This window comes from Microcoleus vaginatus PCC 9802 (assembly GCA_022701275.1).
GTDB classification, from domain to species: domain Bacteria; phylum Cyanobacteriota; class Cyanobacteriia; order Cyanobacteriales; family Microcoleaceae; genus Microcoleus; species Microcoleus vaginatus_A.
Genome location: CP031740.1, coordinates 402,847 through 428,530, shown reverse-complemented (window position 1 = coordinate 428,530; position 25,684 = coordinate 402,847). Strand labels below are relative to the sequence as shown.

Genomic DNA, 25,684 nt, shown 5'->3' with positions numbered 1-25,684 from the left:
ATTTTTCATCTTCCCTCTTCAGACTGATGACTCATGACTTCTTAAAATCCAAAACTCCGCTTACCATCCGGCTTAACAGTAAGCCAATTGGTCTTTGCCATAGCCAGTTGTTCCTCAGAAACTGTAGCGTTCGTAAGATTCGCCCCGCACAAATTTGCTCCCCGCAAATTCGCCTTAGTCAAATAAGCGCCCGTCAAGTCAGCACCTCGGAAATCCGCGCCTTCAAAATTGGCAGTGCTGCAATAAGCCTCAGTCAAGTTAGCATCTCGCAAATTCGCCTGAATTAACCTCGCGTGACCCAAATTCGCCCCCGACAAATCCGCTGCTTGCAAATTTGCCTTCACCAACCTAGCCTGATAAAAATTCCCCCCCGCTAACTGCGCTTTTTGCAATTGCAGGCCAGACAGTTCGCAGTCAGAAAAATCGCGCTTGCCTTTAAAATATGCCGCTCGCACGCTGTTGGTGTCCCACTTAGGAGCAACTTTCGATACCTTTGACGCTGCTAAATTGCCGCTAGAAGGTCCAACCGTTCCGAAAGTTCTGCCGGACTCAGCCAGAGTTCGGGAAACTCTCGGTTGCATCCCCGTGTTCCCGGATTGGGTGAAGGAAGTTCTACCAGCGCGGGTGTGGTTCGATCGTAAATCTTGATTGATTTTGCTCTGAGGCGGTGACCAGGAAGAACCCTCGTCATTAAATATTGTCGGTTCTTCAACTGTACGAGAAGAGCCGTTGAATTGAGTTGCTAAGCCATCGACAAGACTTGGGTCTTCAAATTGGCCCGAGAGAGCTCTGAGGACATCTGCTGCCGATTGGAAGCGGTGCCCAACCATCGGCTTCAGCATTTTTTCGAGAATCCGCGCAAAATTTGCACTTACCTGAACGTGGGGCTGCCAAACAATTTCGCCGGTTACTCCATCAAAATCTAAATCCTTGGGCGATTTTCCTGTCAGCAAGTACAAGCAAGTCATGCCCACCGCGTAGATGTCGCTGGCAAATATCGGCCGCAGCGCCATTTGTTCCGGGGGGGCAAAACTAAATGTGCCGACTGAAAATTTCGTGTTGGCGCTTTGGTCGGCGGGGTCTAATAATATTGTTTGGCTAACTTGGTCTTTTACCGCTCCGAAGTCAATCAGAACTAAGTGGCTGTCTTGAACTCGGCGAATAATATTTGCGGGTTTGATGTCTCGGTGAATTACTCCTTGGCTGTGGATATATTGCACTACTGGCAGAATTTCTAATAGAAAATTTTTAACATCCGATTCGTTGAAACGGCCTGACTGCTTGACTTCTTGTTTCAAAGTCGAGCCTTTAACATACTCTTGAACTAAGTAGAATTGCTGTTCCGTTTCAAAATAGTCTAGCAGCCTCGGTACTTGGGGGTGGTCGCCCAGTTGGCCGAGGGTTTTCGCCTCTCGCTTAAATAATTCCCGCGCCATTTCTAAAACTCGCGGCGACGAACTACTGGGTCGCAGTTGCTTGACTACACAACTCGGTTGACCGGGCAATGAAATGTCTTTTGCCAGAAATGTAGCTCCAAAACCTCCTTGCCCTAACGGTTCAATGACTCGATAGCGAGCGCGCAGCAATAACCGCGCACCGCACGTCTGACACTGGAGAATAGAGTCAGCAGGGTTTTGAGGATGGGGACAGCCCGGATTTACGCAGTAGCTCATATTGATTGAGTTTGCCTATGTGGTTCTGATCTTGTCAGCGTCGCTCGACTGCACAAATTGCCTGTTCCTGCTTCTGGTAGAAATACTAATCTATCAGTTGTCGGCTGGCCGTGCCTTCGATTGCGAATTGGAATTGCACCTAAGTCTTTTAAACCGATATCTTTTCCCTATTTTGATTATCTCGCTGGTGTGAGTTTTTTCCGTTGATTATCCTTGAAGATAGTTTAAAGACTTGCTAAAGTTGTGCTTTTTTGTGTAAAGTCTTTCTAAACTTAGGTGCTTTTTGCGTTGTTAGATGTCTCTAGCATACCTCATTCTCTGAATAAGAATGCTACTCATCCCCCAGTAGACATCTACCTTTGGGCATATTCCTCCTTTTTGCTTATGTGTACCATAACAGTCTTGACAAAATTGAATTAGTATGCTAAGAAAAGCTTTCCCGAATAAATTCTGGGACTCAAAAGTCGTAGCCTGTCGGCGCCGACTTTTGACTAATAACTACCGAGCACTGACAACTAACTACTGACTAAATTATGCGTATATCTCTAAAGTGGCTCCGGGAATTGGTGGATGTGGTGATATCCCCGGAAGAATTAGCCGAAACCCTGACAATGGCTGGGTTTGAAGTGGAAGAAATTGAAGACCGCCGCCCGTGGGCAAGCGGCGTAGTTTTGGGCAAAATCATTGCCTGCGAACAGCATCCGAATGCAGACAAATTGAGAGTTTGTCAAGTGGATGTGGGTTCCTCAGAAGCTTTGAATATTGTTTGCGGCGCACCGAACGCTAGGGCAGACATTTACGTGCCTGTCGCTGTTGTTGGCACTTATTTATCGACTATTGATTTAAAGATTAAACCTGCTAAATTGCGGGGCGTTCCTTCCGAAGGAATGATTTGCTCTCTGGCGGAATTGGGACTATCTAAAGAGTCAGCCGGGATTCACATTTTCGATTTAGAAAATCCCGAATTGGGCAGCGATATTCGCCCGCTTTTGGGTTTAGATGACGTAATTTTAGATTTGACAGCAACTGCCAACCGTGCAGATGCTTTGAGCATGGTGGGCGTGGCGCGGGAAGTGGCGGCGCTGACTGGGGCGAGTTTGAGAATTCCCGAAGCGAATGGTGTTCCGATTGAGGGGAAAGAAAGTCCTGGTTTGGCAGTAGAAATATCAGAACCGCAAGGATGCCCGATTTACATCGGCACGACAATTGAAGGTGTGAAAATTGCTGCTTCTCCAGCTTGGTTGCAGCAGCGGTTGCAAGCGGCGGGAGTGCGACCGATTAATAATGTGGTGGACGTAACTAATTACATTTTATTGGAATGGGGTCAGCCGCTGCACGCTTTCGATCGCGATCGCCTACAATCTTTCACGGGTACTCAAGATATCAGCATCGGCGTCCGCTTTGCCAAAACAGGCGAATCCTTCAAAACTTTGGACGGACAAAACCGCAATTTGCAAGCTCAAAATCTGTTAATTACTGCTAGCGACAAACCTGTTGCCTTAGCTGGAGTAATGGGCGGCGAAGACACGGAAGTTCACGAAGGAACGCAAAATTTAGTCTTGGAAGCCGCGATTTTTGACCAGGCAACGATTCGCCGTTCTGCGCGCGCTCAAGGCCTACGGAGCGAGGCATCGATCCGCTACGAACGGGGGGTGAATCAGGCGGCCTTGGCGACGGCTTGCAACCGCGCTGTCGCCCTAATTTTGGAGTTGGCTGGAGGCGCTGCGACGGTGCAGAAAACGGCAAGTTCGGGCGAGGATTTGAGTTTTTCGCGATCGCTCGAATTGCGTCTCGACCGAGTAAATCTGGTTTTAGGACAGTTGAAAAGAGGAGAAACGGGCGGTTCTAAATATCTGGAATCGGAAGAGGTAAAAAATATTCTCACAGCCTTGGGATGCGAAGTTGTTCCCACGGAAAAAGAGCGGGTTTGGAATGTGACTGTGCCGCCTTACCGCTACCGGGATTTAGAAAGGGAAATTGATTTAATTGAAGAAGTTGCCAGACTCCACGGTTATGACAATTTCTGCGATACTTTGCCTAGCAAAACGGAACCTGGTTATCTGTCACCAGAATATGCGGCAATTCGGAATGTGCGATCGGCTTTTCGGGCGGCCGGTTTGACGGAGTTGATGCACTATTCTTTGGTGAAAACTGAGGGAGAAAATCAGGTTGTACTGGCGAATCCGCTGTTTGTGGAATATTCGGCTTTGCGGACAGAAATGCTGTCGGGTTTGATTGATGCTTTCGGGTACAATTTGGAACAGGGAAATGGCGCACTAAACGGTTTTGAAGTCGGCCGCATTTTCTGGAAAGATGGGGATTCAATGAAGGAAGCCGATGCAGTTGCGGGGATTATTGGCGGCGATCCGACTGTGTGGAAATGGCAGCAGGGAGGGCGCGATCGACCTTTGACTTGGTTTGAGGCCAAGGGGGTTTTGGAAAGCGCGTTTCAGGAGTTGGGTTTGTCGGTAGAATATCAAAGCGATTCCTCGAATACACGCTTGCATCCGGGCCGCACCGCTGCGTTATCGTTAAACGGAAAACATTTAGGAGTTTTTGGACAGTTGCACCCGCAATTGCAGCAACAAAAGGATTTGCCAGAGCAGGTTTACGTGTTTCAATTAGATTTGGCGGTGCTGTTGGCAGCGTTGGATCGATCGAACAACCAAACTCGCAAATTCGCTGGTTATTCGAGTTTCCCCGCTTCAGACAGAGACATTGCATTTTTCGCACCGGTTGAAGTTCCGGTTGTAGATATGCAGAGTGCGATGAAAAAGGCGGCGGGTAGTTTGCTGGATTCGGTGGAACTGTTTGACGAATATCGAGGCGACAACGTGCCGGCGGGACAGCGGAGTTTGGCTTTTCGGTTAGTTTACCGCGCGGGCGATCGAACTTTGAGCGAAACCGATGTCGAACCAGCACAACAAAAAGTGCGCGATGTTTTAGTTGAGAAATTCGGCGTTAGTTTGAGAAGCTAAAATAGGCCGCTACTCACCAATGGAAACCGCCAGGGAATGAATTCCCTGGCTCAAAGCTAAAGTCCTCTCAAGAGGACTAACAAGACTTACGGATTACAAGGTAAATTTGCCATTTTGAGCCAAGCGAAGAATCTCAAATTTTTGCAATAAAAGTCTAAAGTGCATAGTTGCTAACTAATGAGCTCTTCAGTCCTCCTAGCGAGGACTTCAGCTTTGAGGTGGGGGTTTCAACCCCTGCCGGACTCAGGAAAAAAGCGTTAAATTGACACCAATGGCCGCAACATATCTCGAACCATAAAGGAAATATCGGGAAACTGCAAAGGAGAAATACTCGCATCATCTCCCAGAACTACTATACTTTCATAGCCATCCTGACTCGGTTCTCGGAATACGTGAAGTTGCCGATTATTAACATCCAAAACCCAATAATCTGCAATTCCAGACTGAGCATAAATAGTCGCTTTAATTCCCAAATCTGTTCTCAGCGTAGTATCGGCAACTTCAATAATCAGATAAACTTCAGAAGGAGTTGGATGATGGTCTTCATAGTAAAGTGGATCTGGGACAACTACAGCAAGATCAGGTTCAGGTTCCGAGAAATTATTTAACCGAACTGGATCTTGCAATCGCACCAAAACTCGATTTCCCAAACGATTTTCCAGTAACTTCTCTGTGCGTTTCACCGCTGCACCATGTGCCGTTCCTTTTGCTGCCATCTTTACTATTTGTCCAGCCAGTAATTCTACTCGTTCATCTTCGTCAAAAATACCAATTTCTGCCATGCGGTGATATTCTTGAACCGTCAATAAACGAATGTCTAATAAAGTCATAGCCATCTTCTCCTATCTAACAAACCACTCTCTTTCCCCTCTTCCTCAGGACCCTCTGCGGTTAATTAATCTTAATCCTTAAAATTTTCGTTAAATCCTGTTACTCCTATTGTACAATAACTTTTAAACAAATTCATCTAAGGCTCAAAACCGTGACCAAATATGTGATGTGGGGAAGTTACTGCGAGGATGTTCTGGAAAAACGCGCTCCGTTTCGAGACGCTCATTTAGCCGGATTGGCTAAGCAGAAGGAATCGGGTGTGTTAAGTACGATCGGGCCTACAAAAGATTTAACTAAAGTTTTTGCAATTTACGAAGCGGAAGATGAGGCGGCTGTTCGACAATTAGTTGAAGCCGATCCTTATTGGATAAATGGGGTTTGGACTGAGTACGATGTGAAAGAGTGGATTCAAGCTTTTTGAAGGGATATAGAACTTAGGAATTATTTGGTAAGTCGGCACAGAACGTACTCCACTTGACTAATAAATCAATGTCTGCTATCATAGCTGAATTGCATAAGTTGTCAAGCGGTGCGAGGAGGTTGCAGAGTGAATACCCTAAGAACGGTAGAGGGGGATTTAGTTGGGGTTGACTGTGGCGACTTATTGGAAAAGATTCTAGAAGTTTTAGAGAAGCGGCAGACTCAGAACCCTTTTAGCATACATGGTAATGGCGATCGCCTGCTCATCGACATTGACACCATAGCCGAAGAAGTCGCAGGTTTGCGGGTAGAAAATCCTTTAGGTGCTTCCGAGCGCAGTGTTCGTACTGCCACAGTCAATTTTACTCCAGGTTTCAAAGAACGTTTTCCTGGTCAAATTATACAGATTAAAAAGAGTTTGCAAGCTTTGCTGGATTCGGCAATTAAGCAACATAATCAACAGCTTGATATCGAACAGTTTGTGGCTCGCTTAATTACAGATTTGCCGAAACTAAAGAGTCCCTCTGCCAAGTTAGACTTTAGTTATCCCTTTGGAAAATATTCAGGGTTGCAAAAGCAGCGGTTGAGTCTTCACAACAATCCTAATAACAAGGAACTGCTGAAATTTCACAAACTAACTATCACCGTTGGAAACACGGGCACGTTCAACACCGAACTAAAGCAAGGATTAGAAAATTATATCAAATCTAAGTTTGCTAGCGCTAGTGAGAGCGAGCGCGAAGATTTAAATTATATTCTTAAAGACTTAGAGGAAGACTCTAAATCAGACTTTTATAAGCTCAAAGAAATTGTAGATACAGAAACAATCGGCCAACTCAAAAAACAGGCACAGATATGTTATTTAGAATTTCTCCAAGACAACGTTAGCACAAGCAATGGCGCGTCCAATAATGAGGGGATAATCTATTTACAAGACCTAATCCGGCGTCTCAAGCTCATTGATAAATATATCAGCAGTCTTGAAAAAGGCGACGGTCATTACTCGGTCAACTATGCGGGCATCGACTTGAATTACCGAGATGCTTTTGCTCGTGCTGAAGCATTCGATATGCTGCCGATTATTCCCAAAATAGAAGGATATTTAGGAGAAACCAAAGACGAAAAAAAGGGAGAGATCCAATTTATTTTTGGGCTCAAACTCAAGTTTAATAACCCTGTTCAGGCCTATGGCGGTAAAACTGTTTTTGAGTATTATCTCAATCTGCTCGACCCGGAAAGTGAGGAACACAAAGCTGAACTTGCCGACCCTGCAAGAAAAGATATTTTCGCCAGAAAGCTATTGAAGTTAGTATTTTTGTACTACTTTGTTTTTGCCGGAAAAGACCCGTCCTCGGAGGGTTATACAGTTAACTCAGACTTAGGATACGATCCGATTCCAGTATTTGAAGAAAACGTACTAAAAACTTTCAACGGGTCTGATGAAGTAGCAAAACACAAACTTTTGCGAGGTATCAAAAGAGGTTTTGAACAATATAATATTGCCTCTAAAATAGACAGGCTCAAAAATTCCCTGCAAAAACTTCTAAAACAAAAGAATTTACCGAAAGAATTTCCGCTCCACATTTCGGTAAAAAGCAGCATTTTAGAGGATAGTATTACAAATATTTCTACAAACTCTACATTTTTTAAGCCTGTTCTGCGAACCAAGCCGAAAGAAGTATTAAAATATATAGGTATTGGTCAAGCAAATGCTGCTCAAAATTCACTCTGTACTCTGACAGCTCAAATTGCAATCAGTGATGTTCATTATTTTTCTACTGATGACTTACAAAGCTTTAGTATGGAGTATGATATCACAGGTGTTAAAGCTCTGCCAGTGCTGCTAAGACCAAATGAGCAGCAGTGTACGACAGTATACAATCGGTTTTATCAACAGCGCAAGCTAGTCGAATTTACCTACAGTTTAGCTAGTAATAAATGGGATGATAAAAAAACTTTTGTGTATCGATTTACGTTCGATTTACTTGCATATACTTGCCTCAAGCTACTTTTGCCAAACCAAAGTAGATTATTTATTCCCATACTGCGACTGCAACTGAGTAACCAACAGTCTGATTCGCCCGTAGAAGAGTTTATGCGTTCTTTATCTAAAAGGTTGTCGCATTTACTAAATGAGGAACATCGTTCTAATTCTCAGGGTGTTGATATCAGGAATATAGAATACAAAGCTGCCAATGTGATGAGTTCTCTGTATTCTGTGCTGCCTAAAAAGTTTACCTTTGACAACGAGTCAGACTCTCCTAAAGAACTGGATAAACTCGCTATAGTTATAGTTTCCAGTCGGGAAAGCGATGCTAAGTGGAATAGCGAGCACAAGCTGTCGAATTTGCAGGGAGAAATTGTGGGAGCGAGGCGTCAAAAGGATGGTTCTGTGAGGCTACAATTGCTCAAAACATTCTCTGAAACCTACGAACACGAACAGATGTTTAAAGAACCTACAGTTGTGCGGGATCAAATAGGGGAAGTTTACGAATTGGGATTCAGGCACTTTCTTTATATTGCCAAAGCTCCCTATTCTAGTACCTTGCACATGACTCAAAAAGAAGATGCTTTATTCTTCATGTCGAAAGATGTGATTAAATATTTTAAGGATTTTAAGGAAAATTGTAAAGATATCAAAATTTATCCGATGTTTTTTGATAAATACTATGCGGTCAAGCTATCAGAAACATTGGGAGTAAATTCTTTGTACATTCAGGATACGCTGGAATTGACAGCTCTAGTCAAAGATCCTAGCAAGCGCTCAGTTGTATTTTTTAACCTGTTTAACGGACTGATAGTAGGTTCAGAGGCAGAACGCAACTATAGGGGTGTAATTTCCTATGCTACTTTGTTAAATATCTATAAAGATATACTAGATGATGAACATATTCATCAGGGATTAATTTCTAATACTCAACTCAAAAATGACATTTTGCAGTATTTGACTTTGTTCCACTTTTCGAGATACGAAAAAGAAAGTGGTAGAACTGGTAAAATCAGTTTTAAACTAGACCCTTATGAAAACCTGATTGGAGATCAATCAGTAGGCACGCTATCTTTGTACAAGCATATGGGAGGAAATGCGGAGTTTAATGCCTTGGCGTTTTTAACCAAAGTTAAAGAAGTATTAAATACACCGGAAGGAGGCACACAGTCATGAAATCTAAGATAGCAGAAGATTTAGGGCGTTTGTTTGAACTAGGGTTTAATATTGGGATTATTGCCTGCATTAAAGAGAAGAAAATTAAGCATAATTTTGACAACTTATACCTTCAGGAATTGCAGCAGTTAAGCTTTCCGAAGATGCTGAGAAAAATTACCGATAAAATAATCAGTCCCTTGGAAAGGAAGATGGCTGAAAAGTGGAGCGTATTTTTCCTACAAAAAGGTTTTATATCAGGTTTAAACTTTTTTAGAGAGTACCTGGAATCTACAGGTTGGAACGAGCCAAACAAACTGCGACATCTGGAAATTTTGTATTACCAGTGCTGTTTTTGCGATGAGAGCAGTATTGGCACTTACACTAAAGGTGAGGAACAGTGGTTTGGAGAAGTTTTATCTCAATTTGACCCGATTGAAAATATTTCTCAGTATATTAGACGTTACAAACAGAAAGGCGAGTTTCTGAGAGCGGATACTCTAATATTGCTGCGATATCGCCAGAAGCACTTTAGGATTCTTTGTGTAGACTTGTCTGTGTTTTCGATTAGGACATCTGAGGATGTTACAAATCTGGACTATTTAGAGATTATCAGGCGTTCGTTGGGACGAGATATTAATTACTTGCGATCGAAAAGCGTGTTTTCTCAACTTCGCATAGATACTGAAAGTTGTAAAGTCGAGTTTTCAGAAGCCTTGAAGACTTACTTTACTGCTTTTAAGTATGATGACAAGGAGAGTGCTAAGTTAATTCAGGCTGGCGGCTACGCTCATAGTTTTTATGAATTTCTCCGAGAGACGGGGATACTTGCTGACGATTCGCAGGTGATATTTAATGCGGTGGGATATACAGATCGCGGAATTAGTGCTATGTCTGTCCGTCCCGAAAATTTAGATGTTTTGAAAACTTGTCGTCTGATTTACAAGCATGATTTAAAGGATGAAGAGATAAACGATGCTCGCAGGAAAGTTCTAAATAAAATCAAGCGGAGTGCTTACCACAGTTTCGCTCGCGGTCAAGAGTTTGTTGACGATCTGTTAGCAATTTCAGCAGACAAAATAAATGTTGTGCGTCATAGAGAGCAACTTGAGGATTTTTTCAACTCGGTGGGAATTGTACCGGATGAATTGATGCAGCAGTTAGGATTGAGCGGCACTGTGAAACTGCGGGATGCTCATGCTCAACTCATAGAAAAAGCTCTAGAATCTGCCGCTACTTATATCTTTTTGACTGGCAATCCCGGTATTGGCAAGACAACTGCGATCGCCAATTTTCTCAAAAATCACATGGACGATGGATTTCTCTTCTTTTATGTCAGCCCCCGGAAGCAAGTAAATCTAGATATCATCGACAATTTTAAAAAAGCAGGTACTGACTGTTTGTGCGATGACAAACTATTCGCCATCAATACTCATAGCGACCTAATTAAAGATAGCGACGGTCAATATACTGTGCAGTATCTCTCAAATCAGCATCAAGAAAATTTTAGATTGCAGGCTGTTCAGTTTGAAGATAGGAGACAAAATGAGCGTCAAGGTAGGCGATCGGACCGACTCAACAGGCAAACAGAAAATGTTATTAAAGATACTGGACTGAAAACTAAGGGCGTACTCAACAGCATTTGTGAAGCCATCTCTACCCTGATAAATGGTGGACATTCAAACAACATTGTCGCTACTGTTTCCATCCAATCTTTAAAGAAAACGGATGCAGGCGACACCTTAAAACATTTTGAAAAAATTTTTAGGAATGCTTACATCGAAAGCGAAAATTTAGTTCTTCCCGATCGCATGAAAGATATATCTAGTCGCCTTAAGCATTTGTTTATCATGATAGATGAAATTACAGGAGATGAGGGAGGAGTAGAGTTTTTAAACGGCATCAACGATATTCTAGCCAGGTATGGATTGAGGGATAATTCGCAACACGGGTTTAACACAAAAGTGATTGTTGCAGATGCTTCTATAGTTGATCCTGCTGTAATTAACCAACACTTGGACGATCCCTCGGCTGAACCTGATAAAATCTATTTTCGCAGGGCTTCAAATCCTGCTTTTCCTCTGTCCGAGGAGGATTTTAAGTTTAAAGGTACTGACGCAACTGTTATCAATGCTAACTCCTATCCTGCCAAAAGTTTAGGTATCACCTATAAAGTTTTTGTCGAGTCTTGTAAGTTTATTGAAGACGCTTTGGTAGAGCGAGATAATAATTTAGTAAACAAAATGCAAGATGAAATCTTAGAGGATATAGAAGCTCTCTTAAAACGCTCTGATGTTGAGCAACTGATAGTCTATATTCAGGACAAACAAAGATTGGGAAAATTAATAGATAAAATTAGAGAGCATCGAGGTCGGTTTCAAAAAGGAACAGATTATATAGAAATACACGTTAACATTGGTGAGGAGGAAAAAGAGTTAATCCAAAAATGCAAAAAAAAGGTGAAAGTAGTGTTTATGACTGCTTCAGGTAGTCGGGGGCTATCTTTTCCCAAGGCTAAACACATTTTGGTTGAAATTCCCCGGTTTGAAATAGAAAAAAACCTGATGGAAGTGATTCAGGTGATTTATAGGGGTCGCGGGGATGATGAGATTGATAATCAGGACAAAGAATTAATTTTCTATTTGGGCGAGCGTTCAGTTTATTTTGAAGACAACCAGGAGATATCTATACACGAAAGCAAATTGAGTCTTTTAAATATCCTGTTGATTTTGAAAGCATCTATAACGACACGAATTTATGGTTGCGGGCAAATCGGTCAAGATAAATTTATTATAATACCGATCGGTGGCAAGTCTGTGTTAGCGGCTGGTGAAACATTCTCATCCCAAATGAAAAAGTTAATCGATCAGTTGAAGAGCGAACACAGGAGTCACAGGAGCGATCGGCGTTTACAACAAGTCTATAGCAGTCTAGAAGATTTGCTGGGTCAAGCTGATTTTGAATTGAGAGATAATGTTGACTCCAGCGGTAAATCTCAGACTTCGTATCTTTCACAGCGCGATTTTTTTAACAGTGAGTTTTCCCAGTTAGTAAGTAAAGGTTTCGAGCAGTTATTGAGCCTTAGCAACCTCGAACTCGGCTACATTAGTGGTGGTTTGTTAGTGGTGCCTATTTCCTCCAAAATCTTAGAGGAAACCTACACGATGTCGCTCGTCAATATCGCCACCCATGCTAACGGTCAACTTTGGCAAAATATGCAGGAAATTAGCCGTAGCAGTGCGTATCCAGAGAGTTTGCAATTTGCGATTAAGGATGCTATAGAGTTAGTGAAAAAACTGATGGAGCCTGTTAATAAAACACAGAGATTTGAGCAAAGCAGCCAGCGTAATGACCAGTATTATGCCTTGCCATTGTTTGTATTTATTGCTGGTGAAGTATTCAGCAAATATTTTGCCACCAACCCGGAAGAACCGAAATACCAACATTTTCGAGATATCTTGACTGCATATGTCCGGGCACTATATCCTGTTGGTAATGTTCTGCCTATAGGAGATAAGTATCAAAATTTCCCGTTTGTTGTGTTTAGAAGTTACAGTTTAGAGCAGATGAGGGGAAAAATATTTACAGATAAATATCTTTTAAGTTCCAACGAGTTGAACGTGCTTAATTTAATTTTGTCGAAGCAGGTAAACTGAAACTTGTAGGGTGCGTCATACAATTGTAGATTTTAGATTTTAGATTTTAGATTGGGAATCAAGGATGACTATCGGGGTTTGGAGTTTACCTACAGTTGCATTATTATTTGAAACTGCTATCAGTTAGCTGTCACCCTATCCGCACAGAAAATAAAACTCTTCCGACGCACCCTACTTGCTACTTGCTAACTTCAAACGGCGTGTATTTCCCCCCCAAAGCTTCGACGATAGTGCGAGTATTAGCCGACATCATTTTCACATAAGAATCGCCCTCGCTTCCGGCCGCCCCAATCGAATCCGAATAAAGTTGCTGCGCCGCCAATTTCACCCCCGCTTCCTCCGCCACTGTTTTAATCAGTTGTGGGTTAATAGTAGTCTCCGCAAAAATAGCAGGCACTCCCGCAGCTTTCACGGATTCTACTAACTTTTGCACCGTTTGAGCGCTCGGCTGTTCCTCGGTACTAATCCCGATTAAACTGTTAGCATCTCCCAATCCGTAGGCGCGGCTGTAATATTGAAAAGCATCGTGACTTGTGACTAATTTGCGCTGATTTTCGGGGATAGTTTTAATTTCTTGTTCGATCCAACTATCCAAACGTTTTAACTCTTCAGTAAGTTTCACAGCATTCTGCGTAAACTTCTCCCGATCTTCTGGCGACAGGTCGATTAGCGCATCCCGAATTGCTTCCACCATTTGAACTACATTTTCCACATTTCCCCAAACGTGCGGATCGGGTACGGTATTGCCTTCTTTATTCAGTAGCAAAGGCTTGACAACTTCCCCCACTGCTAATTTCCGCGCCTTAATTCCGGCGGCATTCATCATCCTAATTAATCCCGGTTCCAAATTGTAACCGTTATACAAAATTAAGTTAGCTTGCTCTAAAGCTTGAGAATCTTTTGGCACAGGTTCGTAAACGTGAGGATCGGTTCCCGGCTGCAAAATTCCTGTTAGCTGAACTTCGCCACCCGCTAGTTGATCGGTCAAATCCTCAATAATTGTGCTGGTAGCAACTACCTTGGGTTTAGCATCTGCCTCTGGAGAGAGGCGATTGGTCTGGGTTTGAGCGCAACTAAATAAACCCACAGTCAAAATGCCGGAGGCAATAGTTCTGATCCAAAATACCTTGGACTTGTCCAATCCAGGGCGGGCGGTTTCAATCCCCAACTCACCCCTAAACTCCCCTTTATCAAGTTGCTTCACAATTGCCGTCGGTTTTAACTCAGATTTTGCACTCTTCTCCACCACAGGCAAGATGACTGTTTCACAATGATTCAATATTCTGGTGGGATGGGCGAATAGCCCGCCCAGATCGCGATCATTGAGAATGGTGGAAGATATAAGTTTTAACCTACTTGACATTTTCGCCACAAAACCTATGGTTTGAGGGGTTTCGAGCTTGCACTGTCGCATTATGTACCTCTCCTGCGTTCCAGATTATTCCTATTTACCGATGATTTCATATTCTTTTCATTTTTACAGTAAACTTAATAAAAAGGAGATCTAGTCGCCCCCATGAATACCGCCGCCTTGCCCAACGAGAATCCTTGGTCTCAAATGGTTTGCCACCTCAAAGACAGCGCTACGGACACTGAAATTATCGCTGTTAAACACTTAGCAGTAAACTACCGCACGGTAGAGGCACTCAGAGATATCAGTCTTTCCGTCAAACCGGGAAGGCTGACGGGTATTATTGGCCCCAACGGTGCCGGCAAAAGCACCCTAATCAAAGCAATGTTGGGCTTAATTCCCGCAACTGGCGGCACTGTTACCTGGGGCGAAGAAGCGATCGCCGATCGACTCGAAACAGTAGCCTACGTGCCCCAGCGATCGCAAATTGACTGGAACTATCCCGCCACCGTTTGGGATGTCGTGATGATGGGAAGAGTCAGAAAAGCCGGATGGTTTCGCCGCTTCTCGGCAGCTAGCCGCCGCACCGCTGCCGATGCCTTAGAAAGAGTAGGCATGAGTGCTTACAAAGACAGACCGATCGGACAACTTTCCGGCGGACAGCAACAGCGAGTATTTCTAGCTAGAGCATTAGCCCAAGAAGCCGCTATTTTCTGCTTTGACGAGCCGTTTGTCGGCGTTGACCAAAAAACTCAAAATGTCATTTTTGACATCTTCCACCAGCTAGCAAATGCCGGAAAAATTGTCTTAGTAGTAAACCACGACTTAGGCGAATCAATCACCAATTTTGACGATTTAATTTTGCTCAATACAGAATTGATTGCCGCTGGTTCCCGTCAAGAAGTGCTAACACAAGAAAACCTTTACCGCGCCTACGGCGGACAAGTAATGTTTTTTGGCGGACAAGCAGCTTAATTAGGCAGCAGTCATTAATCTAGGAGTTACGCTCTCGATACCGGTTTCTTTGATAATATTGGGTTTGACAACCATAAATCTCGGATAAAACCGGGTTGCGTTGGTTGTTAGTCATTAATTAGCTGTTATTTTATCGTTTTATGCTACAAACCTTAATTGAGCCGTTGCAGTACGGATTCATGCAGCGATCGCTCATAATTGCTATTCTCGTCGGCATCGTCTGCGCGATCGTCGGTAGCTACCTAATGGTACAGCGGCTGGCCTTGCTCGGAGACGCCATCAGCCACTCGGTTTTGCCCGGATTGGCGATCGCATTTATCCTCGGAGCAAACATCTTTCTCGGCGCGTTCATTGCCGGAGTTTTGAGTACAGTAATCATAGCTTGGATCAAAGCTCGATCGACAATCAAAGAAGACGCGGCAATGGGCATCGTATTTTCAGCCTTCTTCGCCCTCGGCATCACCCTAATTACGATCGTCCAAAAAGACAACAAAATCGACCTCAACCACTTTCTTTTCGGCAACATCCTCGGCGTTACCCCCCAAGATGCGATCGACACAGCCGTCATTGTCGCCGTAGTCTTATTAGTTGTAGTAGTCTTTTACAAAGAACTGCTATTTTACACATTCGATCCATTAGGGGCACAAGCAACAGGTTTGCCAGTAAACCTGCTCAACTTCGGACTGATGGTACTCATCGCGCTCACAATAGTTGCCAGCCTCAAAGCCGTTGGCGTAGTGCTAGTTTTGTCCCTATTAATTACACCTGCAAGTACCGCCTATCTCCTAGTCACTCGCCTGCACCAAGTAATGATTTTAGGCGCAATAATCGGAGTTATTTCCAGCATTAGCGGAATGTATCTCAGCTACTTCTATAACTTACCATCCGGGCCCGCAATAGTTTTAGTTGCATCGGGATTATTTGTGCTATCATTGCTGTTCAGTCCCAGTCAAGGAATCCTCACCCAGCCCCGCACACACTCCGGTCAAATTCCTCCAATATGGCGGGAATTAAAAAATTTAACTAAAGGCCGATAACAATTAACTTTGTGGTAACGCTTCAGCGCCGCCCCTCCCATTCTTAATAAGAATCTTCGTTAATCCCCGTGGATGTGCCGTTCAAAAAAGCCTCTCGAATTAATCCGCGTAACTGTGAATCGCTGACAGCATTCCGATTTTGTAAAAATGGTTTTTGTTAGGAGTGCGAGACAGGAAAAATCGGAGGCTGTCGAATTGCCCGATCGCAACTATGAACTATTGCTCAAAAAAACTGTACAATAACAAAAGTTAAATTTTTACCCAAACAGAGCTACTCAGTTAAAAAAACATGACAGTCAAAGTAGGAGACACCGCACCCGATTTTACCTTACCATCTCAAACGGGCACATCAGTCAGCCTCAAAGATTTTAAAGGTAAAAAAAACGTCATAGTCTACTTTTATCCCAAAGATGACACACCCGGATGCACCACCCAAGCTTGTGCTTTTCGAGATAGTTATGAAGTTTTCAAAGACGCAGGTGCAGAAGTCATAGGAATTAGCGAAGATTCGCAACAATCGCACCAAAAATTTGCCTCCAAGTATCAGCTACCCTTTACACTGCTGAGCGATACTGGCAACAAAGTGCGGCAATTATACGGAGTCCCACCTACACTGTGGATTATGCCCGGTAGAGTAACTTATGTCATTGACAAAGAAGGCGTGGTCAAGCATATTTTTGACTCCATGTTAGACTTCAAAGCACACGTTGCAGAAGCACTCAAAACTTTAGACACCATCAAAATTTAGATGGCGCGCGGGTGGCCAGAAACCGGGTTTTTTTACGAAAATGATTTGCTGTATCTAGCAGATTAGCTAAAAAACCCGGTTTCTTCGATATTGGCGCGGAAGCCGCAATCTATTGTTTACATGGTTTGATAAATCGCCCTTTTCTAGCTCAAGTCTATTGAAGAATATTGGACTGAGACTGGGATGCTTGATTGACAGGAGAAAATATTATACTAATTATGAAAAATATTGATACATAGAAATTAGAGGTTCTCATCCGTAGGGAAACGGCATTGCCGTGCCCGGCCAGGAGGTTAATGTTTGTAGCAGCAAAAGTCAAAAAAAAGTATATATTGACAGGGTTTGTATTGCTGTGGGATTTGCTTTTGTAGGGAGTGTCTGTTCAATTAGTTTAGTCTAGGATGCAGGGGAAGTCAGAAACCGGGTTTTTTTAGGAAAATCCTTGCTGGGAACCCACATATTAGGTAAAAAACCCGGTTTCTTTAGTATGAGTGTGTAAGTCATGTATTTTTCTAGTGAATGGGAAAATTGAAAGCAGTCAAGATGGAAACCTTGGCTGCTTTTTTAAGTTTCCATTCAATTAGTTTCGCCAGCGAGTGGGGAGGCTGGTGATGTGCAGTTCGTCGTGCAGGCGGCGCGTTTCCATTCAATTAGTTTCGCCAGCGAATGGGGAGGGCTCTTCAGTAGTTAATATGCTAAATGAATAGCTAAGCCAGGAAAGAAAGACAAATGAAGCTAGCAAAATATTTGGTAGAGTCATTACCCGAGTTGACAGAGGAAGCTCATTTATTATTAAATATAAGCGCAAGCTAGAGGGGTTAGGTGGGTTTAACAGGCATGAGAACGAAAAATGAGATAAAGTTTTTAACAAAGCTGTTGAATATAGAGGGAATAAAAGTAATCTCACATCGCCAGCATGAAGGGATTGGAATAATTTTACAGCTCGAACAAATTGGAAAGGAAAGTAGCTGTCCCCGCTGTGGGACAAAAAGCCATAGATTACATCAAAATCATCGATACCTAGTCAAAGATGTACCTTGGGGAGAGAACTTCGTATTTTTAGAGATTAACAGACGACAGTTTAAATGTGAAAAATGTAGCAAGCCATTTAGTGAAGAGTTAGAGTTTGTCAGAAAAAGAAGAAGCTATACGAAACGGCTAGCTAGGAAAATAATTCAAGAAGTGTTAGAGAACGATATCCACAGCGTAGCCAAAAAAGGAGTAGTGACAACAGAAGAAATAGAAAGGATGTTGAAAGACGCAGCGAAAGAATACTTGAAAGCCAAGCCTAGCGAGTTGAAGAGATTAGGGATTGATGAAATAGCTGTAATTAAAGGAAAAGGGAATTACTGTGCAGTATTAATAGATTTAGAGAAGTCTAAGCTAATCGGGGTGTTGCCAGGAAGAAAACAAGAAGAAATTAGGGAAGTCCTCTTGGAGTGGGGAAAAGAGGTATTAGAGCAAATAGAAGAAGTAAGTATAGATTTATGGAAAGGTTATAAAAATGTAGTAATAGACCTAATGCCAAATGCTCAAGTAGTCGCCGACAGATTTCATGTAATGGCACAAATAAACAGGGAATTAGACGCCGAAAGAAAGCGCGAGAGAAGACAGGTAGAAGATTTAATTAGAAAAGCAGGCTCTTCAGAAGAAAAAGTCGAGCAGGAGAGAGTTTTAGAAGGATTGAAGAAAAGTAAATATGTGTTGCTGAAGAACGAAACAGACCTGAGTGAAGAGCAAAAAACTAAACTCGTGCAAGTTAAAGATGTATCTCCTACTCTCAAGCTCATGCATGAATTAAAAGAAAAGCTCAGAAAGATTTTTGAACAGACTAATAATTGGTTGGTTGGTTTATTTAAACTGGGAAGATGGCTATCAGGAGCCAAAAAATATTTTCCCGATAGTCAGAACACTATTATTCGTTGGCTAGATGAGATTATTGCTTACTTTGATTATAAGACTACGAGTGGTGTGGTTGAAGGCATCAACAATAAGCTCAAGTTGATTAAACGTTCTGCTTACGGATTTAGAAACTTTGAAAACTTTCGAGTTAGATGTTTGCTTACTTGGCAGTTTAATTGTTAGTTTAGCATACTAGATACTGAAGAACCATGGGGAGTTGGGCCAACTAATTTGGTGCGACCCTTGCGCCGATGCAGGTCAGTTTCCATTCAATTAGTTTCCCTAGCGAGTGGGGAGCACCAACACAGATTATCAAACTTGACCCCAGAGTTAACAAACTTCCCATTCAATTAGTTTCCCCAGCGAGTGGGGAGTGTCGCGTTGTTCAATGGATTGGGCTAATCTTAAGCCGGAGTTTACGATTCGCATCAATTTCTATATCTACATGATGCCTTCCGCTTGATGTCACAACAGCAACAGTTCCAACTATGGCTCCGATACCACCGCCAACTGCTGCTCCAACAGGGCCACCAACTATAAATCCAAGAATAGCACCTGCACCAGCACCAGCAAAAATATAGAGGGCAGAGTAGTTAATTGTAGTAACCCCAGCAGAATAAGGGATGAATGCGCCTGTAGCTATATTTACCCACTCTCCCGATTTGTTTTTGTGTAACTCAAAAATGGTTTTTAACTTCTCTGGAAGGTCTGAATATCGCTCGTAGTCTGTAATAACTTCAACTTGCTCACTTTGCTCCAAGGCTGTCTTTAGCTCACGATAAAACATTTCTGTATCTGAGAAAACTAACTTCCGCATACATTCCATTCAATTAGTTTCACCTCCATTCTACACCCCAGACAGCGCAAGGAGTCTAGAGGGAGATCGGCGACACCCGCGACAAAAAATTAAGGAACGGCCGAGGGACAGTTTTGGCAAGGTGCTGTATGTTAATTATCAGATAGATTTGCCCCATCGCTCCCTGAACGAATTCAGTCTGTGGGTGCAAAGATATATGGATAGCCCCCAAGTGCTTTCCCCGCCGAGTTTGGTAGAAAAACACCGACAAGCAGCGAAAGATTTAGTCGCGAGATACAGCTAGCTGGTAAAGACAGATTTTACCACCTGTTCGTAGTGAACACCTCAGTCCTGATTCTCTAAAAAAACAAGAAAGGACTAAAGTCCTTTCTAAAAACCCGTGGTTCGTAGTAAGGACTTTAGTCCTTTTTTGCTAACGGCTTGCAGCCCTTAACAATTAGCACTCAGCAATTATTTAGCTTTTCGCAACACTCGATTTTTCAGATGTAGCGCTTTCGGCAGTTTTGCCATTTTTGCTATTGCCGTTACCGTTGCTGTGGCGGGGTTGGATAACTCCATAGCCGCTGTGACTCTTGCGTTCGTAGAGCACGTTAATTTCGCCTGTTTCCGCATTACGGAACATATAGAAATCGTGATCAATAATCTGCAATTGTTCCAAAGCTTCTTGCACAGTCATTGGAGGCATGGCAAAATACTTAGTCCGCACCACCTCAGCAGGAAGTTCGGGAGTTCGATCGCCAATCAGATCCGCTACTACAGGATGTTCATCAACTACCGTAACCGTTTTGGCACTACTTTGGGTCTTGTTGTCGTGGCGTTTTTCCTTAAATTTCCGCAGTTGACGAGCTATCTTGTCGGCAACCAAATCGATGCTAGCATAAAGGCTTTCCGTGCTTTCTTCAGCCCGAATCACGCTGCCGTTAGCATAAATTGTCACCTCAGCAGTCTGCTTAGGATTGATCCTGGGGTTACGAGCCACCGATAGATGTATGTCCACTTCAGTAGTCAAAGTTTGAAAATGGCTAACTGCCTTTTCAAGCTTTTGATTGACGTACTCGCGAATCGCATCGGTGATTTCTATATTCTTACCCTGGATAACAAGCTTCATAGAGCTCCCTCCCTTCTGTAACGTGGGTATATTTTATACAGTAGCACCATGTATTCTAGAAAACACTTATCTTCCAAATCTTTTATTATATGTTGACAATTCTTGATTTAAACAGCGCCAATATTCCGTCAAAACACTATTGATTTTTTGCATGATTTCCCCTCTCACCCCTCAACAGCTAAATGCACAACCCTGCTTGCTCCTCGATTGGGGACTCGTGTCCTACTCCCAAGCTTGGGAAATCCAGCAAAAACTCGTGCAAGAACGCCGCGACAAGCCAGATTTGCCAGATGTCCTGATTTTGCTGGAACATCCGCCGGTTTACACTTTGGGAATGGGAGCAAAGTTGGAATTTCTGAAATTTGACCCAAGTCAAACTGGGCCGGAATTACACCGAGTTGAGCGGGGCGGTGAGGTGACTTACCACTGTCCGGGCCAATTGGTGGGCTATCCGATTTTAAATTTGCGCCGTCACCAGCAAGATTTGCACTGGTATCTGCGGCAGTTGGAGGAAGTGCTGCTGGGGGTGCTGGAAGTTTGCGGGTTGAAGGGTTCGCGGGTTCCCGGTATGACTGGGGTTTGGGTAGATGGGTACAAGGTAGGTGCGATCGGCATTAAAGTCAGCCGCTGGATTACGATGCACGGTTTTGCCTTAAATGTTTGTCCGGATCTCGCAGGTTTTGGGCAAATTGTACCTTGCGGGATTCCCGATCGACCTGTTGGAAGTTTAGAGCAGTTTATCCCGGGAATTGAGGTCGATCAAGTGCGATCGATCCTTGTCGCTGAGTTTGCTCGCGTTTTTGCAGTGGAAATTGTGCGATCGGAACTAATACCAATCTAAAAAAGCTTCCCGTAAGGACACTGTATTGCTCGCAGTATATCGTCAATGTGCTGTAAGTTCTACAGACTTTTGGCGTGCTTATGGGATACTTTTTCCTCAAAAAAGACACAGATTAGTAGGAAAGGATACGAGTCTGACAAACTCTCTAGAAAGATTTAATAATACGATGAGACAAAGAATATTTCGTAGGGTCAAAAAAAGTCTTTAATTCTCTAAAATACTCTCCAATCACATTGGATCTCTTTGGTATTTTATTGATGAGTGTAACGCCAGTTTATCTATAAAATAAAACCCCTAATTATACTGACTATGCAGGACTACCGATTTTTGGGAAGATTCCTAGGTGATCAATTAGACCTGCTACTAAGCCCAGATAATCTAAGTTTTCTACTCTCACCTCAGATGCTTTTTGCCTGGGCTGCTGAATGTTCAACAGAGTGTGATGCTTCGATCGCAATTTTACCCTATTTTTGCGCGATGCTTGGCTGATGCACGCGATCGCCATTCACGCATTTTGTGGCTCGAACTTGTTACTGCCAGGTCATTAACTTGGGTTCATGACGATCGCCATTTTCACGAACTCAGGTTTAACTGTTGATTTAAAAAATTCACCATATCCACCACACAAGGATTTAGGGCAAATAAAAATGCTCTCGGCTACTTTGCCGAGAGCATTTTTGAACAGTTAAACTGCGTTTTGAGCTCAGCTTGAGCTCAGTCATAGACGAAAGCGTAGACAAAAATCGCTGAAACCCAAAGCCGATGGTGGGATTTGAACCCACGACCGTTCGATTACGAATCGAATACTCTACCCCTGAGCTACATCGGCACAGACAATTTTGAATTATAGAACAACTTAAGCGAAAAAAGCAACGAGTTGTAGAATTTAATTCAAAATTCCACAACTCCTAGCTCACCAACAGTTAAACGGTCACTTCCGCGTCAGTTGAGCCGCCTCTGGCCCCAGAATAAACTAAACCCCGCTGCATATCCAGCGTCAGCATAGTTCCGTCCCGAATTACCCGCGTGGCATTCTTTACGCCCACCATCACCGGCACGCCCAAGCGCAAACCGATAATCGCGGCGTGAGAAGTCAAACTGTCCTCCTCCGTCACCACACCTGCTGCTTTCCGAATCATCTCCACAAAAGCGACGCTTGTGTGTTCCACTACCAAAATTTCTCCAGGGTGGAAATTGCCTACATCCGCAGCAGTGCGAGCAACCCTGGCCATGCCACTCACCGAGCCCAAACCGACACCGGTGCCTTTGCCTAAAACTGCTGTCACTACCTCAACTTTGATCAAATCCGTCGATCCGGCAACCCCTTGCAGAGTACCGGCGGTCATTACCACTAAATCTCCGTCGCACACTAACTCTTTTTCCTGGGCGACTGTCATGGCAGAGTGAAATGTCTGGCCGGTGGAGGGCAAATCCAGCACCAGCAAGGGTTTTACTCCCCATACTAATTGCAGTTGTCGGGCTACGTCTACGTGAGGAGTAACTGCCAAAATCGGAGTTTTGGGTCGGAACTTCGAGACATTTCGCGCTGTGGCGCCGGTTTTGGTCAGCGTCATGATGGCCGCCGCGTTCAACTGTTCGGAGATTTGGCTGACTGCTTGGCTGATTCCGTTGGGGATCGATCGACCAATATCTTCTACATTCCTAATATTCCGCTTAATTCCTTCCCTCTCCATCCGCACCGCAATTCTCGCCATCGTCGCCACCGCTTCGACGGGGAACTTGCCGACAGCAGTTTCATTCGAGAGCATCACCGCATCAGTTCCATCGAGAATCGCGTTTGCCACGTCGGAAATCTCGGCGCGGGTGGGACGGGGATTGTTGACCATGCTGTCGAGCATCTGGGTAGCGGTAATTACCGGAATGCCCAGGCGGTTGGAGGTAGCAATCAGCCGCTTTTGCAAAATCGGCACGTCTTCGGCGGGTAGTTCCACTCCCAAATCGCCGCGGGCGACCATCACGCCGTTGCAAAGGGTGAGAATTTCCTCCATTTGTTCGATCGCCTCGTGCTTTTCGATCTTGGCAATCACTGGTACTTGCTTGCCCGCACTGGCAATCAGCTCTTTAATTTCGAGTACATCTTGGGGATTCCGCACAAAGCTCAGGGCCACCCAATCGACACCTTGGTCGAGGCCGAACATTAAATCTTTGCGGTCTTTATCAGTCAGCGCTTTAATTGACAGGTAAACTCCCGGAAAATTCACGCCTTTGTTGTTGGAAAGCGGCCCGCCGACTACGACGCGGCAGTACAATTCCCGCGCCGCGCGGTCTACTTTTTCGACCAGCATTTCCACTTTGCCGTCGTCGAGCAGAATCACTGCTCCCTCTGGAACTTCGTCTGCTAGGGGGTCGTAGGTGACGGAAGAAATGAGTTCGGTACCTGGAACCTGACGGCTGGTGAGAATGAAAGGATCGCCGTTTTTGAGAACTATAGAGCCTGTCTCAAAGCGCCCTAAACGAATTTTCGGGCCTTGGAGGTCTTGGAGGATGGCAACCGGCTGGTTGAGTTCAAAGGATGTTTGCCGGATTAAGCGAATGCTGCGCTCGTGGTCTTCTTCTGTTCCGTGGGAAAAGTTGAGTCGCAAAGTTGTGGCACCGGCTTCTATGAGCTGGCGCAGCACTTGTGGGTCCGAAGTTGCTGGGCCAATGGTGGCGACGATTTTAGTCCGGCGTAGGGCTTTTGGCAATTGCATCAGCGGTGTTCTGGGGAGGCAGGTGGATTTCTTGTTTAAATTTCGGCTAACGTTTCATCTTTGCACTACAAGCAATGACGCTAGTCTCAAGTCTTAAAAATTTTGATAGTCGTCAAAAAAGCAGGTATTGAACAATATATAGAATATCTGACTTTTTACCGATCGGTAATCTTTTCTTGGGGAGCGCCCTTTTTTGCAAATTTTTCCGCTCTCAGGCTTGACATAAATACAGACATACCCATTGATTTTGTTTCTTCTGCTGAGATCTTTTGGCTAATCTAGGACTGGTATCCCTGTACAACAGCCATACTTTGCTGTTTGTGCAGACGCTTGTGTTTGGCGATCGGACTCTGTTCTTTCATGCCTTTAGGCTGAGGTTCCTGACAAAACTTTACTATTGTCTGGCTTGTATCTTATACTACGCAAGTGTGAAATATTAAGGAGTCTTAACAAAGATGTCGGAGGCAGGACGGCCGCTGACAGTGCCGAAAGAGTTTCTGAGTCCTCCCGGTGACTTCAATCCGACACTGCTGCTATTTTTGAGTGCAGTAGCGATTCTCGTGATTTCTAACTTGGGTTTCTGGTGTTGGGGATGGCCGCAGTGGTGCTGTTTTTCGCTGAACGTGTTGGCGTTGCACATGGCTGGAACTGTGATTCACGATGCGTCTCATAATGCAGCCCATCGCGATCGCACGATCAATGCTATTTTGGGACACGGTAGCGCGCTGATGTTGGGTTTTGCTTTCCCGGTGTTTACGCGGGTACATATGCAGCATCACGCCCACGTTAATGACCCAGATAACGATCCAGACCATTATGTTTCGACGGGCGGGCCTTTGTGGTTGATTGCTGCGAGGTTTTTTTACCACGAGATTTTCTTTTTTAAGCGCAAACTGTGGCGGAAATACGAATTATTGGAATGGTTTCTCAGCCGTTCGTTTGTGATCACGATCGTGTATATCTCGATTCAGTACGACCATTTAGGTTACGTGCTGAATTTTTGGTTTTCTCCCGCTATGGTGGTGGGATTGGCATTGGGGTTATTTTTTGATTATTTGCCGCACCGTCCGTTTCACGATCGCGATCGTTGGAAAAATGCCAGAGTATATCCTAGTCCTATTCTAAATATCTTGATTTTGGGGCAGAATTATCATCTAATTCATCACTTGTGGCCTTCCATTCCTTGGTACAATTACAAGCCTGCTTATGAGGCTGTGAAGCCGCTGTTGGATGAGAAAGGTTCCCCTCAAAGTTTGGGAATATTGGAAGGGAAAAAGGACTTTTGGAATTTTATATATGACATCTTTTTAGGGATTAGGCTGCATCACAAGAAAGCGTCTAATTGACAAAAAACCCGGCTTCTCAAAGAAACCGGGTTTTTTTTATAAAAGCTTTTAACCATATATCCCCAGGGCAGGTTTTGTACTGTATCAAGTCCCGTAAAAAATAAACCCACCTGTAATGGTGAGTTAACTTTTAAATCAAGCCCAAAGT

Annotated in this window: 19 protein-coding genes, 1 tRNA gene and 1 pseudogene; 13 read left to right on the top strand and 8 right to left on the bottom strand. The window is 43.9% G+C overall.

Translation table 11 applies throughout. The annotated features are described in order from the left end of the window. Positions 1-41: 41 nt before the first annotated feature. The gene (locus D0A34_01790) at positions 42-1,673 is read right to left on the bottom strand and encodes a serine/threonine protein kinase (protein ID UNU17759.1); all 1,632 of its coding nucleotides are present in this window, start codon (positions 1,671-1,673) and stop codon (positions 42-44) included. A gap of 533 nt (positions 1,674-2,206) precedes the next feature. Between D0A34_01790 and D0A34_01785 the strand changes: the two genes are divergently transcribed. Further along, on the top strand, positions 2,207-4,651 hold the full coding sequence (locus D0A34_01785) for a phenylalanine--tRNA ligase subunit beta (protein ID UNU17758.1): 2,445 nt from the start codon (positions 2,207-2,209) through the stop codon (positions 4,649-4,651). A 257-nt stretch (positions 4,652-4,908) separates the two neighbouring features. On the opposite strand, the gene D0A34_01780 is transcribed toward D0A34_01785, so the two are convergent. Then, positions 4,909-5,481, bottom strand: coding sequence for a Uma2 family endonuclease (locus D0A34_01780; protein ID UNU17757.1), 573 nt, complete (start codon positions 5,479-5,481; stop codon positions 4,909-4,911). Between the two features lie 152 nt (positions 5,482-5,633). Here D0A34_01780 and D0A34_01775 point away from each other — a divergent pair, with 152 nt between their 5' ends. The 3 genes from D0A34_01775 to D0A34_01765 all read left to right on the top strand — a co-directional run bounded on the left by D0A34_01775 (position 5,634) and on the right by D0A34_01765 (position 12,700). Then, complete coding sequence (locus D0A34_01775) at positions 5,634-5,903, top strand: hypothetical protein (GenBank protein UNU17756.1); 270 nt, start codon at positions 5,634-5,636, stop codon at positions 5,901-5,903. 126 nt (positions 5,904-6,029) lie between these two features. Further along, positions 6,030-9,065, top strand: a complete 3,036-nt coding sequence (locus D0A34_01770) for a hypothetical protein (protein UNU17755.1) — start codon at positions 6,030-6,032, stop codon at positions 9,063-9,065. Further along, a complete protein-coding gene (locus D0A34_01765) occupies positions 9,062-12,700 on the top strand; it encodes an ATP-binding protein (protein ID UNU17754.1) in 3,639 nt (1,212 codons plus the stop codon). Before D0A34_01770 ends, D0A34_01765 begins: the two co-directional genes overlap by 4 nt. Before the next feature lie 178 nt (positions 12,701-12,878). Here D0A34_01765 and D0A34_01760 read toward each other — a convergent pair whose 3' ends face one another. Then, a complete protein-coding gene (locus D0A34_01760; GenBank protein UNU22122.1) occupies positions 12,879-13,868 on the bottom strand; it encodes a metal ABC transporter substrate-binding protein in 990 nt (329 codons plus the stop codon). A 348-nt stretch (positions 13,869-14,216) separates the two neighbouring features. Here D0A34_01760 and D0A34_01755 point away from each other — a divergent pair, with 348 nt between their 5' ends. The 4 genes from D0A34_01755 (at position 14,217) to D0A34_01740 (ending at position 18,896) form a co-directional block, all read left to right on the top strand. Beyond that, the gene (locus D0A34_01755; GenBank protein UNU17753.1) at positions 14,217-15,026 is read left to right on the top strand and encodes a metal ABC transporter ATP-binding protein; all 810 of its coding nucleotides are present in this window, start codon (positions 14,217-14,219) and stop codon (positions 15,024-15,026) included. A 140-nt stretch (positions 15,027-15,166) separates the two neighbouring features. Then, the gene (locus tag D0A34_01750) at positions 15,167-16,063 is read left to right on the top strand and encodes a metal ABC transporter permease (GenBank protein ID UNU17752.1); all 897 of its coding nucleotides are present in this window, start codon (positions 15,167-15,169) and stop codon (positions 16,061-16,063) included. Positions 16,064-16,352: 289 nt separating this feature from the next. Beyond that, complete coding sequence (locus D0A34_01745; protein ID UNU17751.1) at positions 16,353-16,811, top strand: peroxiredoxin; 459 nt, start codon at positions 16,353-16,355, stop codon at positions 16,809-16,811. Between the two features lie 837 nt (positions 16,812-17,648). Next, positions 17,649-18,896, top strand: a complete 1,248-nt coding sequence (locus tag D0A34_01740; GenBank protein UNU17750.1) for an ISL3 family transposase — start codon at positions 17,649-17,651, stop codon at positions 18,894-18,896. Positions 18,897-19,098: 202 nt separating this feature from the next. On the opposite strand, the gene D0A34_01735 is transcribed toward D0A34_01740, so the two are convergent. Continuing rightward, a complete protein-coding gene (locus D0A34_01735) occupies positions 19,099-19,539 on the bottom strand; it encodes a hypothetical protein (protein UNU17749.1) in 441 nt (146 codons plus the stop codon). 46 nt (positions 19,540-19,585) lie between these two features. Between D0A34_01735 and D0A34_01730 the strand changes: the two are divergent. Further along, positions 19,586-19,813: pseudogene (locus D0A34_01730) on the top strand (WYL domain-containing protein). Between the two features lie 171 nt (positions 19,814-19,984). Here the strand turns inward: D0A34_01730 and raiA are convergent. Then, positions 19,985-20,638 carry a ribosome-associated translation inhibitor RaiA gene (gene raiA / locus D0A34_01725; GenBank protein ID UNU17748.1) on the bottom strand — a complete coding sequence of 218 codons (654 nt, stop codon included), beginning with the start codon at positions 20,636-20,638 and terminating at the stop codon, positions 19,985-19,987. Positions 20,639-20,789: 151 nt separating this feature from the next. On the opposite strand from raiA, the gene lipB reads away from it, so the two are divergent. Beyond that, positions 20,790-21,479 carry a lipoyl(octanoyl) transferase gene (gene lipB / locus D0A34_01720; protein UNU17747.1) on the top strand — a complete coding sequence of 230 codons (690 nt, stop codon included), beginning with the start codon at positions 20,790-20,792 and terminating at the stop codon, positions 21,477-21,479. Positions 21,480-21,504: 25 nt separating this feature from the next. Then, the gene (locus D0A34_01715) at positions 21,505-21,687 is read left to right on the top strand and encodes a hypothetical protein (protein UNU17746.1); all 183 of its coding nucleotides are present in this window, start codon (positions 21,505-21,507) and stop codon (positions 21,685-21,687) included. Positions 21,688-21,786: 99 nt separating this feature from the next. Here the strand turns inward: D0A34_01715 and D0A34_01710 are convergent, their stop codons facing one another. From D0A34_01710 to pyk, 3 genes are all read right to left on the bottom strand, one after another. Next, positions 21,787-21,984, bottom strand: a complete 198-nt coding sequence (locus D0A34_01710) for a hypothetical protein (GenBank protein UNU17745.1) — start codon at positions 21,982-21,984, stop codon at positions 21,787-21,789. Positions 21,985-22,236: 252 nt separating this feature from the next. Continuing rightward, positions 22,237-22,308, bottom strand: a tRNA-Thr gene (locus tag D0A34_01705). A 94-nt stretch (positions 22,309-22,402) separates the two neighbouring features. Then, positions 22,403-24,190 (bottom strand): pyruvate kinase, encoded by a 1,788-nt coding sequence (gene pyk, locus D0A34_01700; GenBank protein ID UNU17744.1) that lies wholly within the window; start codon positions 24,188-24,190, stop codon positions 22,403-22,405. Positions 24,191-24,292: 102 nt separating this feature from the next. Between pyk and D0A34_01695 the strand changes: the two genes are divergently transcribed. Both D0A34_01695 and D0A34_01690 read left to right on the top strand, forming a co-directional pair. Further along, complete coding sequence (locus tag D0A34_01695; GenBank protein ID UNU17743.1) at positions 24,293-24,472, top strand: hypothetical protein; 180 nt, start codon at positions 24,293-24,295, stop codon at positions 24,470-24,472. Between the two features lie 173 nt (positions 24,473-24,645). Next, positions 24,646-25,536 carry a beta-carotene hydroxylase gene (locus D0A34_01690; GenBank protein UNU17742.1) on the top strand — a complete coding sequence of 297 codons (891 nt, stop codon included), beginning with the start codon at positions 24,646-24,648 and terminating at the stop codon, positions 25,534-25,536. The last annotated feature ends 148 nt before the right edge of the window (positions 25,537-25,684 follow it).